Genomic DNA, 15,547 nt, shown 5'->3' with positions numbered 1-15,547 from the left:
GAGATACATGGGACTGTTTGATGTGCTTCGAGCCCACAAGTGGCTGGACCTAAATGCGCCGGATCCGAGTACGCCCATCGATGATGTCGAGCTCCTCGCCGTCGACATGGAGACAACAGGACTCAAACCCAAGCAGCATCAGATTGTGTCGATTGGTTGGGTACCAATCGCTAACAACCGGGTGCAGCTGTCAGGCGCGAAGTATGTGTTGATTAAAGGCGTAGAGGTCGGAAATTCAGCGACAATCCACCACCTGCGCGATAGCGACCTGGAAAATGGCTGCATGCTTGAAGAGGCCATGGAGATGCTCACCAAGGACCTGATGGGCAAGGCGATGCTCGCGCACTTCGCGCCGATTGAGACGGCTTTTTATTCGCATGCCTGCAAACAGCTGTGGGGGAAAGTACCACAACTACAGGTGGTGGACACTTTCGCGCTAGAGCGCCGACACATGGAACGAATGAGCACCCTCCCGCGTGGTGAGGACCTACGGCTGAGCCGGGTGCGCAGCCGCTATGGATTGCCCAATTACCGCAACCACAATGCGCTAACGGATGCCATGGCTTGTGCGGAGCTCTACCTCGCGATGGCCGCACATCGCCCGCCGAGCACACTGAAAGATATGCAGAAGAATCTTCAGATCTAAAAGCAAACGACTGGCAACTGTGGCAGACGTTCTATCTATTGATAGATTGTCTGGTTGGCACGCAGAAAACTTAACAATCGGGCTTCAAAAACCCAATTAACCGGGCTGTAAAGATGTAATTGCAATCCTTTGCAAACTTGCAAAGATACGATTTAGTAGCATTGACTACATGCGTTTAGGACGAATTGCACACCCCGACGGAATTTGCTTCGCCATTATTGAAGGCGACAGCGACGACCCAAAGAGCGACAAGCTTGTAGCTAAAGAAATTGCCGGCACCCCATTTACCACTCCAGAGCCAACTGGCCGTGAGTGGAAGCTGAACGAGGTTCGCCTCTTAGCTCCTACTTTGCCAACCAAAGTTGTTGCATTGGGTCGCAACTATGCAGACCACGTTGCTGAGGTCTTTAAGGAATCAGCAGAGCACCTGCCACCAACCATTTTTATCAAGCCATCCACGGCCGTTATCGGCCCTGAGGCACCAATCAAGATCCCTGAGTTCGCAACCAAGGTTGAGTTCGAAGGCGAGCTGGCAGTAGTTATCTCTAAGGTGTCTAAGAACATTGATCCGGAGAACTGGAAAGACCACGTTCTCGGTTTCACCATTTGCAACGATGTCTCCTCCCGTGACCTGCAGTTCCAGGACGGCCAGTGGGCACGCGCAAAGGGCATTGACACCTTCTGCCCACTGGGCCCATGGATCCAGACTGACCTGGATGTTCTGGATCTTGATGATCACAAGATCAACGCGTATCTCACCCACGATGGTGAGCGCGTGCAGAAGCAGGACTCCAACACCAACCAGATGATTGTGAAGATGGGCGGCATCCTCGCGGAGATCTCCCAGTCCATGACTCTGCTGCCTGGTGACGTCATCACCACTGGCTCCCCAGCGGGTACCGCACCAATGTTCAACGGTGACCGTATCGAGATTGAAATCCCTAAGGTCGGCATCCTCGCCAACCCAATCGCGAATGCTTAAGCGACCTCCAAAACAAACTGCTCCCAGCCCGATATCCCAGTCAAGGGGCTCCGCGTTGGGAGCAGTTTGCTTTATGCAATAAGCCCTTTCCATTCTCGATCAGCCCGTGGACGACTTGTGAAAGCTTGATTAACCTGGTGCTGATTGGCGACTTGACTCGCGATGACGTGCATGTTTGTCTCTCGCCGAAAGAAGTCGCCTAGTATTCAATGGCTGTTGGCTCATGAAGAATTCGTAGCTTTCTACTTTCAATTAGTGGAACTCACGCTTGTTCTCTCTGTTTACAGTCGAATTTGAAAGCGTCCAGGCTCGAAGTGCTAAATGCACGTCCAACGCGCTCGTTCCTGCAGCCCATGCACTACCAAGGATGATCTTGATTCGGTCTAGCCGTTGCCGCACCGTATTTTCATGCACGTACAATTCGCGTGCTGTATCTGCCACATTGCGATTCTTTTCTAAGTACGCCAGTGCAGTTCGCGCGAGCTCAGTGCTATGAGACTCATCATAAAAGAGTAGCTCTCCAATAGTGGCTTCTACGATGTCCGCTACAGACTCCGAGCTGGCTCCAAGCAACAATCCGAGGCTGCCAAAACTGTCTGGCATTGCCACTCGACCCGTCAGGCTGAGTTGCCTCAGGCTTCGGGTGAGCGCGCAGGATTTTTCATGCTGTCGGGAAATAGATTCCAAGTCCCTCGCTAATGGCACTGCTCCAATAAACAAATCGCCTTGACGTGCGTTTGCCCAATCCAGCAACGGCTCCATTGCGCTTTCGACACTCTTTTGGGAAATGTTCACGGCGCAATGCACCAGCGCACAAATGTGGTTTTCATGGGAAAACGCTATGCCTGTTCCGGCGAGTACGGAATTCACGGTACTGGCTCTTAAGTCCAAGTCCACGGTTTCAATTGAAACAATGCAGCTTTTTTCGAAATCATTCACATCAAAGCCGGTCAATTTGCGCAACCGATTGACGTCTTCACGGCTAGCCGTGCCCGCCACAACTTTTCGCAGCACATCATCGACTTGTCGGGCTTCGGCCGCGGCCAAAGTTTCCCGAAAAACTAATGCAGTAGCCAAAGTTGCGGAAGCTCGGTGAACAATTCGTGAGCCGGCTTCATCCACCGTCGTGGCTACGGACAACACACCAAGCGACCGCTCATGAACACTAAGAGCAATGGCCGAATAGCCGGCTTCTGTAACGAAGGATTCTTCATTTTGGGCACGAGAAACCACTTTCTCCAGTTCCGAAGAAATACTCTGATCAGGGAAAGCGACTAAGAGCTCTCCGGCTTCATTGAATATCCAGGTATGAGTATTGAGCCGCTCAGACACGAAGCGGGCAATGGATTCAGGTCGAGCTCCCTGATTTAGCAAACGCGTAAGAATTGCATCTACGTCGGTAAGTGACTGGAGTTCGTTCACCTGTTCTTCGCGATTTTGATGGGCAGAGCGCAATGCCTCGACAGACTGTTCTAGAGATGTAATGAGTTCAGCCTTTTCTAATGCAATAGAAGCTAGAGAAGCCAGGGATTCCAATACTAAGATTTCGTTGGGAGAATAAGCGCGTTTCCGCCTCTCTCCAACCATCAATGCACCGATTATTTCCCCGTTACGGGTGAGTGGAGCTCCTAGGATGGCGCGAATGCCTTCGGCCTGAACCGCGGCGTCCACCTCCGGTAGGTGAGTTACATTAGGGTCTGAAGCGTGATCAGTGGTCCAAGCGCTACCTTGACGAGACGCCACCATGCCCAATACACCCACTCCAAGTGGAATCTTGATGTCCTTGAATTGTTGAGTGACGACGCCTGAAGTGACCAGCACGGAAGTATCGTGGTCTTCACCGTTGTTTAGGCTGATGTAGCCAACATCAGCGTGAAGGATTGATCGCGCTGACTTTACTAAGTCGCCCAGGACATCTTCTTTATCTTTGCTGCGAGACAAGTTGGCAGCCGCAGCAAGTATTCCTTGGGTGATCTCTTTCCAGTGTTGCGACGAACGGAATCCCAGTTCAAACTCTCGAAGTGCCTGTCGCTCGTCGGGCGACAGCCGTTGGAAAAGGGAGTCTGGCACACCTGATTCATCGTTAATGAAGTTTAAGACTTGAGATAGAAAACTCACTATGCGGTTTTTCTCCTGCTATTTGCTCGTTATTTGCTGAAATCCACCTCATTGTCGCGATTCGGAAATCTGCTCCAAGAGGGCCTGCATGGCTGTCCCGCCTAAATAGGTCGAGGATGGCGGTGACCCATCAGGAGTACCTAAATAGAGAATTCTACATGTTCCACTTAATTAAGTAGAGGTTTGCATATGTCTAACCTATGGTGAAGATTACTTTTCTGCGGTAACTTAATGCGCCTAACCAATCATTCCGTCGTTACAGAAGAAAGGGAGAATTTGGTGTCTACTTCAGAAACCATTACCATTCGTGGTGCCGTACTTGAGCGCTCTGGGGAATCCGCTCCTTACGCAGAATCCAAGCCTCTCGTCATCTCCGAAATGCAGTTGACAGGACCCAGCGAAGGTGAAGTTCTTGTCAAGATAACTGCATCTGGCCTTTGTCACTCCGATCTATCAGTGGTTAATAACAATCGACCACGGCCACTGCCTATGCTGATCGGTCATGAATCCGCCGGTGTTATTGAGTCCGTTGGTACAGGAGTCAACGGCTTTGAGGTTGGCGATAATGTTGTTATGACCTTTCTTCCACGCTGCGGAAAATGCGATGGATGCAAGTCAAACGGAAAGATTCCCTGTGAAGTTGGTTCCAAGACCAACACTGACGGAACTTTGATTAACGGAACCCGGCACATTACGCGTGACGGTGAAATCATCCAGCATCACCTGGGGGTTTCTGGATTTGCAACCTATGCCGTCGTCTCAGAAAAGTCGATCGTCAAAATTGGTAAGGATGTTCCGTCTGACATTGCGGCGATTTTCGGGTGCGCGATTTTAACGGGTGGCGGGGCAGTCCTCAATGAGATTAACCCAAAACCGGAAGACACCATTGCAGTTGTTGGTCTTGGCGGAGTAGGTATGTCTGCGATCATTACCGCAGCGGCGCTCGGCGTAAGAGAAATCGTGGGTATTGATATGCAGGCCGAAAAATGCGCGAAGGCAATCGAACTAGGTGCTAATACTGCAATGACCCCCGAGGAAGCAGAAACATCCGGGAAGAGGTTTTCAGCCGTGGTCGAAGCGGCGGGCCACCCCAATGCACTTGAGACCGCATATAAGTTGACCGCTCCAGGAGGATTGACTGTCACTGTCGGTCTGCCAGCACCGGGCTCATCCATTACCCTTGACCCGCTGATCATGACCTCTGAGGCTCGCCGAATTCATGGTAGCTACCTAGGTTCATCCGTTCCGTCCAAAGATATCCCTGTCTACGAGCAACTGTGGCGCGAAGGCAAGCTCAACGTTGATGGCCTTATTTCCTCCCACATTCATTTGGAGGACATAAATGAGGCGATGGACAATCTTGCTTCCGGTGAGGCACTTCGCCAGATCATCACGTTTGACTAGGCGGGAGTGAGTTTTCTTTTCGTCGCCTGGAATATCCCTACGCGACCTCAATGAGGTTGGCGTGTTCTGCCTGTGCCCAGTGCCAATTGCAATAGTGCAGTCCTTGACCAATTTGATGTGAGTCACGGGTGCGTACTTTCTAAAAACGGAGAATGAAGTGAATCAAAAGAACAATGATGTTTACGATTCGGACGAAGGAATTGGTGTAGAGTCACCGCACTGGAAGGCTGGACCGTTCCAGATCCGTTTGCCTTTCGTCCATTACCGGTTTGAATGGCCAGACTATGCTCAGGGCCTATTCATGTGCGTGGTTGATCTTGGTGCAATCCCGCTGATGACTGAAGCCTTGGGAATGCCATTTGAGGTAGCGCTTGCCGTGGTCGTCCTGAACGGCCTTCTATATCTAATTCACCATATGCTGGGTGATCCAGTGGTTCCTGGTTGGATCACTCCTGCGATTCCGCTGCTCATGGTGTATGTTCAGGGATTTGACGAGGGGCCAGAAAGAGTTTGGGCTCTCATTAGCTTCCAGCTCATGCTGGGAATATTCTCCATATTCTTGGGTGTGACAGGGCTTGCCACCAAGGTCGTAAGGATTGTGCCTTCTGGTCTGCGTGCTGGCATCGTGCTCGGTGCCGGTCTAGCGGCAATTATTTCTGTATTTCAAGCAGGTGGCCGATTCCATGAATTCCCCGTCACAATCACGGTAGCGGTATTGGTTGCATTCTTCCTTATGTACTCCAAGCAATTCGCACAACTGCGACAGAAAGCGGTGGGCTGGCGAATACTCGCATCCCTGGGAATTCTCCCGGCCATATTGGTAGCAGTTTTTGTGGCGCCAATCGTTGGCGAAACTTCATGGCCGAAAATCGAGTGGGGATTTTCATCACCAGACTTCGTTACCCTCTGGAATGAATACACAGTATTCGGCTTAGGCTTTCCGCCACTGGTGATGTTTATCACCGCTATCCCGACAGTGCTTGCTGCCTACATCGTTGTGTTTGGCGATATTCTCCAATCCGATGCAGTGCTCAAAGAAGCGGACCATATTCGTACAGACGAGGCTGTCGTATACAACCCGTCGCGTGCTCACATGCTTTTCGGTGGCAGAAACATGATTATGTCGCTGATTGGGCCAGACATCGCCATGTGCGGACCATTGTGGGCAGCAATGCATGTAGTGATCGTTGAGCGTTACAAGCAGGGCAAGCGTGCTATGCAGTCAATCTTTGGTGGTACAGGTTCGTTCCGCTGGGGTACCAATACGGGCTTGTGGTTGCTCCCCATCGTCACGTTCGTCGAACCGATTCTTGCGGTGGGACTGGCACTTACGCTAATTATCCAGGGCTTCGTCTCGTGCCGTGTGGGAATTATGGAGGCTAAGAACCAGAAAGATCTGGGAATTGCTGGAATTACAGCCGGAGTTCTTGCGACCCAAGGTGCTGCTTGGGGATTTGCCGCAGGTATTCTCATGCTGGTGGCCTTGTACGGGAAAGATATGTTTAAGGATGTCCGTGATGGAACCCTCCGCCAACTCGATGAAATCGATCCGGGCGAAGGTTATGCCGACACATCCATTGAGCTCACGGGATCTGTTGGGGATAGCGATGAAGAAGATTCAAGCGAGTCACCGAAACCATTGAAGTAGGGCAGTTTCATTTCTGGAAACTTCCTCTGTTTGATTCAAACAGTGTCAAAGAATCGAGATTGCTCCGTTTAACAAAAGACGTGCTGCGAGCTTTTTAGCGGAAATACTAGCTCACGTGGATAAATTCACCCGTAGGCACCGGTCCTAGTGTTTCTCGGTAGATGCACTTTAGGTAGGGGTCTGACTGTATTGGCTTTTAGCCTCCGTATCACCGTTTGGTGACTAACGGAGGCTATCTCGATCCGCGCATTAGTCATTAGACGTCGTGCGAAAATCCCTAGTAACTCCAATCGAGTCCCACTTGTGCTCGCAGAGAAGTGAGGTGTCTTATGACGGAGTATTGACGATGGAGCTTAAAAGTTCTGGATACCCATCGCTCGAGCAATGGTCTGTAGCTTCGCGGTTGTTTCGGCGAGCTCAGCTTCGGGGTCGGAGTCTTCAACGATGCCGCCGCCGGCCCAGGCGCGGGCAGTGAGGCCGTCACCGGCGACTTCGGCGCAGCGGATGGCAACCATGTATTCACCGTCGCCGGAGGCGTCGCACCAGCCGACGGCACCGGAATAGAAACCGCGGTCGGTCTCAGCGGTGCAGATGAGGGACTTGGCGGCAGCGGTTGGGGTGCCGCAGATGGCTGGCGTTGGGTGGCAACGCACGGCCAGTTCTAGGGCCGTGGTGGTTGGCTTCTTTAGCGTGCCGGTGATCGGTGTTGCCAGGTGCCACATCTCGTTGGTTTGAATCAACTGAGGAGTGTTTGGGGCGTAGAAACTGTCACACATTGGCGCCAGGATTTCTGCCAGGTGGTTGACCACAAAGGCGTGCTCACGCAGGTCCTTGGCGGAGCTGAGCAGTTGCTCACCGGCGGCGCGGTCTTCTTCGGGGTCGGCACTACGGGCAGCTGAGCCGGCGAGGGGATAGGCGGAGACTACGTTGCCCTTCTTCTTTACTAGGACCTCAGGGGAGGCACCGACGAGCATGGCGCCGTCGTATCCGGCAGGGGTGAGGTCGGCGGCGAAGCCGTCGCGGTGATTGGACAGGTCAATCAGTCGAGCGGCGACCAGCATGGGGTCAACGGGGCCGTTGAACTCAATATCTACGGCACGCGCCAGGACAACCTTTTCCAGGCGGGAGGCGTTGATGGTGGCAACAGCTGCTTCCACGCGGCGTAGGTGTTCATGGGTGTCAGGATCGACGCCGGAGATTTCAGAAGTCAGGTTCTGCTGACGGAAATACGCCGGTGGTTCCAGAGCGCCTGGTTCACGGACAATCGTCTGTGGAACGGTCAGTGCGGCAGGTTTATCCAGGTCAAAGGGGAGAGCTCCCACGACCATCTCCACGCGCTGTGCCTCAATATCGTCAATGGCTTTGTCTACATCCGTGTAGGAAGCCACCGAGCCCTGGGTACGCACAGAACCCGTTGCACGGGACAACAGGAAATCAGGCGCGGTCGTAGGGCGTGAGGCACACATAACCACCCACATTACTTCGTGCGTAGTTGAGTAATAAAATTAAGTCCCCTAAAAATTGTCGTGACGTTGATTGTCACACTCCCGCCTGGGAAAAGAAGAAGCTATTCCCCATTGTGGAGGCAATAAAGCAGGCTGGTCTAACATTGTCGGTATGACTCAAGAAGTACGCGTACGCTTTTGCCCGTCGCCCACTGGTACTCCGCACGTTGGAATGGTGCGAACTGCCTTGTTTAACTGGGCTTATGCCCGCCACACTGGTGGCAAACTTGTTTTCCGCATTGAAGATACTGACGCCGCCCGTGACTCGGAAGAGTCCTACCAGGCTATTTTGGATTCCTTGACCTGGCTCGGTCTAGGTTGGGATGAAGGCGTGGATGTTGGTGGTCCACATGAGCCTTACCGTCAGTCGCAGCGCATGGACATCTACGCGGATGTTCTGGCAAAGCTAAAGGATGCAGGACTGGTTTACCCGGCATATTCCACTGCGGAGGAAGTAGAAGAGCGTCACAAGGCTGCTGGCCGCGACCCAAAGCTCGGCTATGACAACTATGACCGTGAGCTCACCGAAGAGCAGATTGCTGCTTTTGAAGCAGAAGGCCGCCAGCCAGTGTGGCGCTTGCGCATGCCGGAGCAGGACTGGTCCTGGAATGACCTGGTTCGTGGTGAGATGACTTTCAAGTCGGAAACCCAGCCGGACTACGTGGTGGCTCGTTCTAACGGCGCACCGCTCTACACGCTCGTGAACCCAGTCGATGACGCTCTCATGCAGATCACCCACGTTCTGCGCGGTGAGGACCTGCTGTCTTCTACTCCTCGTCAGCTCGCTATGTATGAGGCACTGAAGCAGATTGGTATCATTGACTTCACTCCAGAGTTTGGCCACCTGCCATTCGTGATGGGTGAGGGTAACAAGAAGCTGTCCAAGCGTGACCCACAGTCCAACCTGTTTAACCACCGCGATAACGGCATCATCCCAGAGGGCATGCTCAACTACCTGTCGCTCCTGGGTTGGTCGCTGTCTGCGGATCAGGACATCTTCTCCATTGATGATTTAGTAGCCAACTTTGACATCAAAGACGTTCTGGGCAACCCGGCACGCTTTGATCAGAAGAAGCTGGAAGCTATCAACGCAGACCAGATTCGTCTGTTGGATCCAGAAGAGTTCGCATTCCGTCTGCGCAACTACCTCACGGAGTACACCGACTTCCCAGAAGACTATGACGGTGAGAAGTTCGCCATCGCGGCAGACTTGGTGCAGACACGAATCAAGGTGCTTTCCGATGCCCACGACCTCCTCAAATTCCTCGTAATCCCCGATGCAGAACTCACCCTGGATGAGAAGTCCGCAAAGAAGAACCTCAAGGAAGATGCAGTCGAGCCTCTCGAGGCCGGCATTACCGCCCTTGAAGCCGTCGGGGAGTGGAACACCCCTCACATCGAGGCAGCTCTTACCAAGGCGCTTATTGAGGACCTCGAGCTCAAGCCACGCAAGGCTTACGGTGCTCTGCGCGTTGCTATCTCCGGCGCTGCTATCTCTCCACCGCTGTTTGAGTCAATGGACCTACTAGGCAAGGAATCCACCCTGGCACGCCTTAATGCCGCACGTGCGGTAACTCCATTCCAGGTCGCTGAGTAGTCAGTCTTTCTTAGGTTTCGGCTACTTGAATTCTTTACGGTTCAAGTAGCCCTCAGTACGAAGCGCATTACATTCATGAAATTAGCTCTGTACTGGGGATTTGGCTTAGTTCAAGATAATCGTTATAGTTATAAACCGTTGCACAGAGCGGTGAGAGCCGGTTCTGACAGCAATGATGGCCTATGGTGTAATTGGCAACACAGCGGTTTCTGGTACCGTCGTTCTAGGTTCGAGTCCTGGTAGGCCAGCAGTGATTACTGCTGAGAAATTAGCAATATCACGTCCTAATGCCCCGTTCGTCTAGCGGCCTAGGACGCCGCCCTCTCACGGCGGTAACACGGGTTCAAATCCCGTACGGGGTACAAATGAGAGCCAGTCAGTGAACGTGCTGACTGGCTCTTGTCATTGTCTGCTGAGCTCCTCGAGTAGCGCACGCTGGCGAAGGGTACGATCAGCTAGTCACTGGGTAGAAGTCTTGTCCGGCACGTACTGCATTCCGATAGAGTGCGGAGCAGTCTCTACAAAACCCATTGATTGATACAGCGGCCTACCTGGCGCATCAGCTAACAGGACGATGTATGGGTTATCTGGTGCGGAAGTAAGAATCTCTGATAAGAGTTCCTCGAGTACCGCGCGACCGATTCCGCGGCGTTGATGGGCTGGATCGGTTGCCATATCAGCAATGAGGAAACACCAGCCGGAGTCACTAATAACTCGACCCATCCCGGCAGTTTGCCCTGAGTCTTTTTCAATGGCGCGCACCCACATCTAGGAATTCTCAAAGATCGGCTCTGCTTGCTTAGCCGTCTTTGGAGTCAAGCCAGTATCAGCTCGCAGACGTAGGTAGTCATCGATATCAGGTGCGTTATGTTCAAGTAAATAACGGCGAACCATACTCAAGAGTGTAACTGGCGGCATTGACCTCAGCTACGCGATCCGGATCGCCTAGCCGAGTCCCAAGGATGACCAAGGCAGCAAATACGACTACGAGTACGGCAGTGAGTGCGATCCAGAGCCATCGTGCACGCGGGCCAGCCCATTGTGCGATCCAGGCTCCGGCTGCTGCGCCAAGCGTATTAAAGAGAAAATCGTCGATATCGCTAAAACCCAGTTGGAATAGGTACTGCGAGATTTCAATAAGTAGTGAGAATCCTGCGCCGAAAAGAGTAGTCTGCCCAATTCGGCCACAAAGCAAATAGACCAGCACCCCAAAAGGTACGAAGAATGCGAAGTTTCCACCGTAACCAAACACTTGCGTAAATAGACTCGATGACTCCCACAAATCATTGAGCGGTATCAAGGACAGGCCACGTACTCGCTGATTTTCCGGTATCCATAACAAGCCAATGACGAAAAACGCCTTAAGCATGGTCAACGAGACAATTATTGCGCAGTACGCCACTAAAGCGACGATGACCGTTGTGTAGGAGGTAGGCCACGTAGAACGGCAAAGCATAGCAATATCTTAGGTGAGGGGCGCGACGGAAGCGGGGTGCTTCCTTTCCTTAGCTGTCATCCTCTTCCGCTAGTGCCCGCTGAACAACTGCAGTGCTGGGCGGTGAGCTCAGGGAAAGCGTTAAGGCAGCCCGCATGGAAATATCGGCTTCGACTAATTTGCGCACTCGGATATTTACTAAAGGGCACCTTGAAGTTGGGTAATTCACTTACCGTCACCTCACGCCATGACTTAATTCACTAGTTCATCTTTTTAGTACGTATTTCATTTAGTCTGAGTTTATGGCCAATATATTTACTATTTCCCTCCCAGACAGTGTGATTCGGAGGGTAAAAAATAATGCGTGCAGTGAGCTCTCGAGTTCTGAGCTATTACTAAAGGTCACGCAAGAACTGAATTACTTCTTGGATAAGCGGTTTGAAAAATACCACATAGATGAACTAATCATGGAACTTGGATTTGAGATGTCCAGGGGGATGATGTCAGCCGATCGTCAGGAAATCGCTGAAGCAGAACGCAATGGTACTTTAATCAGTGGGGTTATGAAATCCAACCAATTAGAGTTGATGGCAATGGGGCATGGTTCTCGCATCGCGTTGGAACGAGCAGTTCTCGCATCCAAAACCGGCGCTAAGAAGGTGTCCGCCAAAGAGGTCGAAGACATCAGAGATGTAGGATTTAAGCTTTCGACTATTTGTACTTTACGTACCATATCAGAATTGGCTGAAAGCGCGACGTCGTCACGCACGAGAAAGCCAATGCTTGGAAGTCTGTCGGTAAAGCTGGTTCGGCAGGGCATCCAGTGTGAGTATGTACCCGGTGATATGGATCTTCTAAGGTGGGATGCCCTCAGAAATCGTCCGATCGATCTCTTTGAAATTAACCTTGACCATTTCCGCCAAAATCAAGATGAAATGGATTGGGTTCACCCAGACTTGCGAGAGATATCGGACGCCATGGAGAAAGATCTTCAATTCTCTTTACATGACTTGATTAATGTCTTTAGCTGGATTCAAAACCAATGCGATGCTCTGGATAAGCAATTTATCGTCTTCGAGGTCCCTGAACCAAAGAAGCAATGGACGTCAATTGAGGCGGTGCGGTACCTGACTTTTTCAGACGAGTACATATCAAAAGATGAGCTTCGTCCGGGGGCACTCGCCATCAGAAGCGGAGAGCCGCGACGAGCCCGCTTCTTCAGCGAGGTCATCGGTACTACATCATTCGTGATCTGGCGTTTGGAGCATTACAGCGATGGTTTAGGTATCTGAGTCAGGGAGATTGGCCGGTACCTCGTAATGTATTGCAAAAAACTGCTCCCAATTTGTACAGAGCACTGGAAAACCGGAGTACAAAAACAGGCGACGAGTTTGAGGAATATGTGAATTCGAAGCTATCTGAGATCGGGATGCCTTTTGCACGCCTCAACAATCGTGAAAGGGTAGGTGGTGAAACGCTATCGCGGGAGATCGACGCGGTTGTTGTCGACGCTGTGAACAATGAGATTTATGTACTCGAGTTTAAGAATATTAGGTCTGATCAAAATGCCAGATCTCTCCAAGGCGAACTTCATCGGTTTTTAAATGAGTTCGTGCCGAAACTACAAAGATCGATAGCTGAAATTAGTTCGAGTAGTGATGCGGTAGTCCGGCGAGTTTACGAAAAGCATGGAACTGTTCGAAAAATACCGTCAGCCTCCGACGCGAATGCAGATTGGAAAGTAACGGGCGCCTTCGTCTTTAATAGCCATAGTCCGTTTGAGTGTTTGACTAAACCGCATGAATTAAAGGGAATTAATGCAGACTGTATCGCCGAACTATTCGAGTAGTTCGCCAAGAATGAAGCTTGGGAGGAGCCCCGGTGGCGCTATTTGGGCATAGGATAAATCAATAAGTCTAATGTTGCTGGTGCTGCACTTTTTATATAAGCGTGCTGGGATTATTCTAGTGCTACTTTGTATGTGGATACCAAAGAGCCTCACAAGTATCTATTGTAACCGTAGCCTTCATGATGTCTGCGTTTTGGTGAGCTGCTTCGACGGTACTGGCCGGCAGAACACCTGCAATTTGTCGGAACCGTGGCTGTACATAGCCTGCCTACAATTTCCCTCCAGATTGTAGGTGCCTAGCGCCACGAGGAAGTTAATGCCATTGCGGAGTCTGTGTGGAGCCGATAGCTAGGTAGCTAAACGTCCATTAAGACTGGTGCTCATGACCGAATTCGCGGGCATCGTCGCGTGGAAGGTGCCTTACCGCGATTTCCGGTAGTACGGGTTCGGTTGGCCCGAGCAGATTAGCTGATATGGCTGACAAGGGGCGGGAGATGCGATCTTCTTTGGGGTTATGAGCTTGGCAGTGGGTGGCCCTGCCACGCTGTGTGATCTGAGATCGCTATTCCATTCCTCTTCAACCTATGATCTTCACTAGGTCGTAGCTTGCGATCCTGCGGGCTGAGATCTTGTAGTGAGTTTCTGGTCAGTTGCTGTCAGGACGCCCGTCGACGTTCTGTAGCTGGACCGCCTTCTGACGTTCGGTGAGCTTCTGCATTGTCACAATCCAGTATTGGCTAAGACTCCTATCTGAGGGATCAATTGGGGCAATCTGTCTCTATACCTGACTACTGCATCAAATCGACTCACAGCATTTAGGAGTGAGTACTCTAAATTTACGTCGGAAAAGAAATGCTGCAGCAGTACTTGGCTATCATCAATTTATGGTTAAGAAGCAATCGAAAGATCAGCGTAAAGACCTTAAGCGGTTGTCGAGTGAAGCGGATCTGCCAGCGGTAGTGGTCGTAGCTCTGGGCGATAGTACAGCCCTCGATTTCTCGACCCTAGCGGGGCAACGTCGAGTCGCGGAGGAAGTCCGCTTGGTCCGCTCGGCTTTGCTTTATGCGGGACAGGTCGAGCTTGTTTCTCCGGCACTCCTCCATCTACAAAAGCTCATCGGTCTTTCACGATTAGGGGCAGACGGTGTCATCAAATTACTTGAGATGCATCAAAGGGAAAAGGGCTTTGATCTGGTCGGACGAAGTCAGTTCGAGGTAGAGGAAATCTTGCGGGTTACACGTGGGTTGGCAACCTTCCAGAAGCAGCACTCGCGTGCACAGCGACGAAGCAGTCCAGAATTTCTCGAAGCCAAGAAAATCTACGACCAATATCTTGGTCCGGGGTACAACTCGGTTGCTAGCCAGATGCGCCGGCAGTATGAGGAATCTTGGCGCAACTATGGCGGGGACGATATTGACCAAGCATTGGAAAGCGGTGTGCTGACTTTCGGCTCCGCCGGCTTATTTCGCGATGAAATGACTAGCGACTTGAATGCAGAACACTTAGCAGCTCTGCTTACCGAGCTTTTGCAGAACCCGAGATCGCACCTACTCCTCGATGATCACATTCGCCTGCTGGCTGAAGAACTTACCCAAAATGGTGAAGCCTCCCCGTCGGACGTCGCTCTGACCAACTCTGCCCGTGCCGGGGTCGGCTCAAGATTTATCGAGCACTTACCAGTTTTTCCCGATGCTTCCATGGAGAATATTCTTGAAGCCAGATCCGAACTTACAGATCTTCGTGGCCGGTACTTTAGGGGAGTGCGGCACGTCCAGGACAAGATTGCATCATCTCCACTTGAAGCAGACTTCCTGCCAGGGGTGGATGCTTACTGGCGCGACGAAGTTCACCCCACTGTGGCGGAGATGGCCAAGGCAGCGGCTCAGACTAAGGCTGCTGCTACCTGGGAAGTTTCAAGTAAAGCCCTGGCTCGATTCCTTGATGTCCCCACGATTCAGGAGGGGGTCGGAGCCCTAACGATGGGGTTGGCTGGGACTGCGTTGGCAGACCTGGCTGCTGGAGGACTTTCTGCACTGGCATACAAATACGGGCTAAACGTGCATGAAATTCTAAAAGCTCGCCAGGCGAAGCGGACGCAGGACGCAGGCTCGGAATGGCAGTACTTACTCCAGCTGACGAAGCGGCTCTGACCTGGAAGCGAGTAGCTCGGAGCTCCAGGTTGGAGAGCGTAGGTCTCGCTTGTAGTGCTGCGCCGATACTTGTTCAAGCCTGGCGAGACGGCCCTTGTGCTCATCGATGACTTCATCGTGGCGACTGAGTTGCTCATTCTAAGCTACTCGCTCTGCGATTTAGTTGTTCATCGTTCATATGTTCTTATTTGGGAAGCGCTTCCTGGCGAGCTG

11 protein-coding genes and 2 tRNA genes are annotated in these 15,547 nt (G+C 51.8%); 9 read left to right on the top strand and 4 right to left on the bottom strand.

Annotation, left to right across the window (positions count from 1 at the left end; all coding sequences use genetic code 11):
• Positions 1-7: 7 nt before the first annotated feature.
• Together CCASEI_RS08290 and CCASEI_RS08285 are read left to right on the top strand one after the other, a co-directional pair.
• The gene (locus CCASEI_RS08290; protein ID WP_025387674.1) at positions 8-646 is read left to right on the top strand and encodes an exonuclease domain-containing protein; all 639 of its coding nucleotides are present in this window, start codon (positions 8-10) and stop codon (positions 644-646) included.
• Between the two features lie 169 nt (positions 647-815).
• Positions 816-1,628: a fumarylacetoacetate hydrolase family protein gene (locus CCASEI_RS08285; protein WP_025387673.1), complete on the top strand. Its 813-nt coding sequence runs from the start codon at positions 816-818 to the stop codon at positions 1,626-1,628.
• A 252-nt stretch (positions 1,629-1,880) separates the two neighbouring features.
• Here the strand turns inward: CCASEI_RS08285 and CCASEI_RS08280 are convergent, their stop codons facing one another.
• Positions 1,881-3,746, bottom strand: a complete 1,866-nt coding sequence (locus tag CCASEI_RS08280; protein WP_025387672.1) for a helix-turn-helix domain-containing protein — start codon at positions 3,744-3,746, stop codon at positions 1,881-1,883.
• A 297-nt stretch (positions 3,747-4,043) separates the two neighbouring features.
• Between CCASEI_RS08280 and CCASEI_RS08275 the strand changes: the two genes are divergently transcribed.
• Both CCASEI_RS08275 and CCASEI_RS08270 read left to right on the top strand, forming a co-directional pair.
• Positions 4,044-5,150 carry an alcohol dehydrogenase catalytic domain-containing protein gene (locus CCASEI_RS08275; RefSeq protein ID WP_025387671.1) on the top strand — a complete coding sequence of 369 codons (1,107 nt, stop codon included), beginning with the start codon at positions 4,044-4,046 and terminating at the stop codon, positions 5,148-5,150.
• Between the two features lie 157 nt (positions 5,151-5,307).
• Entirely contained in the window at positions 5,308-6,798 is a 1,491-nt protein-coding gene (locus CCASEI_RS08270) for a permease family protein (RefSeq protein ID WP_025387670.1), read from the top strand.
• A 353-nt stretch (positions 6,799-7,151) separates the two neighbouring features.
• Here CCASEI_RS08270 and CCASEI_RS08265 read toward each other — a convergent pair whose 3' ends face one another.
• On the bottom strand, positions 7,152-8,264 hold the full coding sequence (locus tag CCASEI_RS08265) for an isochorismate synthase (protein ID WP_025387669.1): 1,113 nt from the start codon (positions 8,262-8,264) through the stop codon (positions 7,152-7,154).
• Between the two features lie 151 nt (positions 8,265-8,415).
• Between CCASEI_RS08265 and gltX the strand changes: the two genes are divergently transcribed.
• The 3 genes from gltX to CCASEI_RS08250 all read left to right on the top strand — a co-directional run bounded on the left by gltX (position 8,416) and on the right by CCASEI_RS08250 (position 10,262).
• Complete coding sequence (gene gltX, locus CCASEI_RS08260; RefSeq protein WP_081748474.1) at positions 8,416-9,900, top strand: glutamate--tRNA ligase; 1,485 nt, start codon at positions 8,416-8,418, stop codon at positions 9,898-9,900.
• A 176-nt stretch (positions 9,901-10,076) separates the two neighbouring features.
• Positions 10,077-10,148 (top strand) — tRNA-Gln (locus tag CCASEI_RS08255).
• 41 nt (positions 10,149-10,189) lie between these two features.
• Positions 10,190-10,262: transfer RNA gene (locus CCASEI_RS08250), tRNA-Glu, on the top strand.
• A gap of 97 nt (positions 10,263-10,359) precedes the next feature.
• Here CCASEI_RS08250 and CCASEI_RS08245 read toward each other — a convergent pair.
• A complete protein-coding gene (locus tag CCASEI_RS08245) occupies positions 10,360-10,662 on the bottom strand; it encodes a GNAT family N-acetyltransferase (protein ID WP_196776652.1) in 303 nt (100 codons plus the stop codon).
• A 109-nt stretch (positions 10,663-10,771) separates the two neighbouring features.
• A complete protein-coding gene (locus tag CCASEI_RS08240) occupies positions 10,772-11,356 on the bottom strand; it encodes a VanZ family protein (RefSeq protein WP_025387667.1) in 585 nt (194 codons plus the stop codon).
• Between the two features lie 281 nt (positions 11,357-11,637).
• Between CCASEI_RS08240 and CCASEI_RS08235 the strand changes: the two genes are divergently transcribed.
• Positions 11,638-12,627: a hypothetical protein gene (locus CCASEI_RS08235; protein WP_025387666.1), complete on the top strand. Its 990-nt coding sequence runs from the start codon at positions 11,638-11,640 to the stop codon at positions 12,625-12,627.
• 1,441 nt (positions 12,628-14,068) lie between these two features.
• Entirely contained in the window at positions 14,069-15,334 is a 1,266-nt protein-coding gene (locus tag CCASEI_RS08225) for a hypothetical protein (protein ID WP_025387664.1), read from the top strand.
• Positions 15,335-15,547: the final 213 nt, after the last annotated feature.

The organism is Corynebacterium casei LMG S-19264 (assembly GCF_000550785.1).
Classification (GTDB): domain Bacteria; phylum Actinomycetota; class Actinomycetes; order Mycobacteriales; family Mycobacteriaceae; genus Corynebacterium; species Corynebacterium casei.
This window is presented reverse-complemented; position numbering and strand designations above follow the sequence as displayed.

What these genes read in the sequence shown, in the direction of transcription:
- CCASEI_RS08290 (WP_025387674.1), top strand. Translation starts at nt 8, where the DNA reads ATGGGACTGTTTGATGTGCTTCGAGCCCACAAGTGGCTGGACCTAAAT.
- CCASEI_RS08285 (WP_025387673.1), top strand. Translation starts at nt 816, where the DNA reads ATGCGTTTAGGACGAATTGCACACCCCGACGGAATTTGCTTCGCCATT.
- CCASEI_RS08265 (WP_025387669.1), bottom strand. Translation starts at nt 8,264, where the DNA reads ATGTGTGCCTCACGCCCTACGACCGCGCCTGATTTCCTGTTGTCCCGT.
- gltX (WP_081748474.1), top strand. Translation starts at nt 8,416, where the DNA reads ATGACTCAAGAAGTACGCGTACGCTTTTGCCCGTCGCCCACTGGTACT.
- CCASEI_RS08240 (WP_025387667.1), bottom strand. Translation starts at nt 11,356, where the DNA reads ATGCTTTGCCGTTCTACGTGGCCTACCTCCTACACAACGGTCATCGTC.
- CCASEI_RS08235 (WP_025387666.1), top strand. Translation starts at nt 11,638, where the DNA reads ATGGCCAATATATTTACTATTTCCCTCCCAGACAGTGTGATTCGGAGG.
- CCASEI_RS08225 (WP_025387664.1), top strand. Translation starts at nt 14,069, where the DNA reads ATGGTTAAGAAGCAATCGAAAGATCAGCGTAAAGACCTTAAGCGGTTG.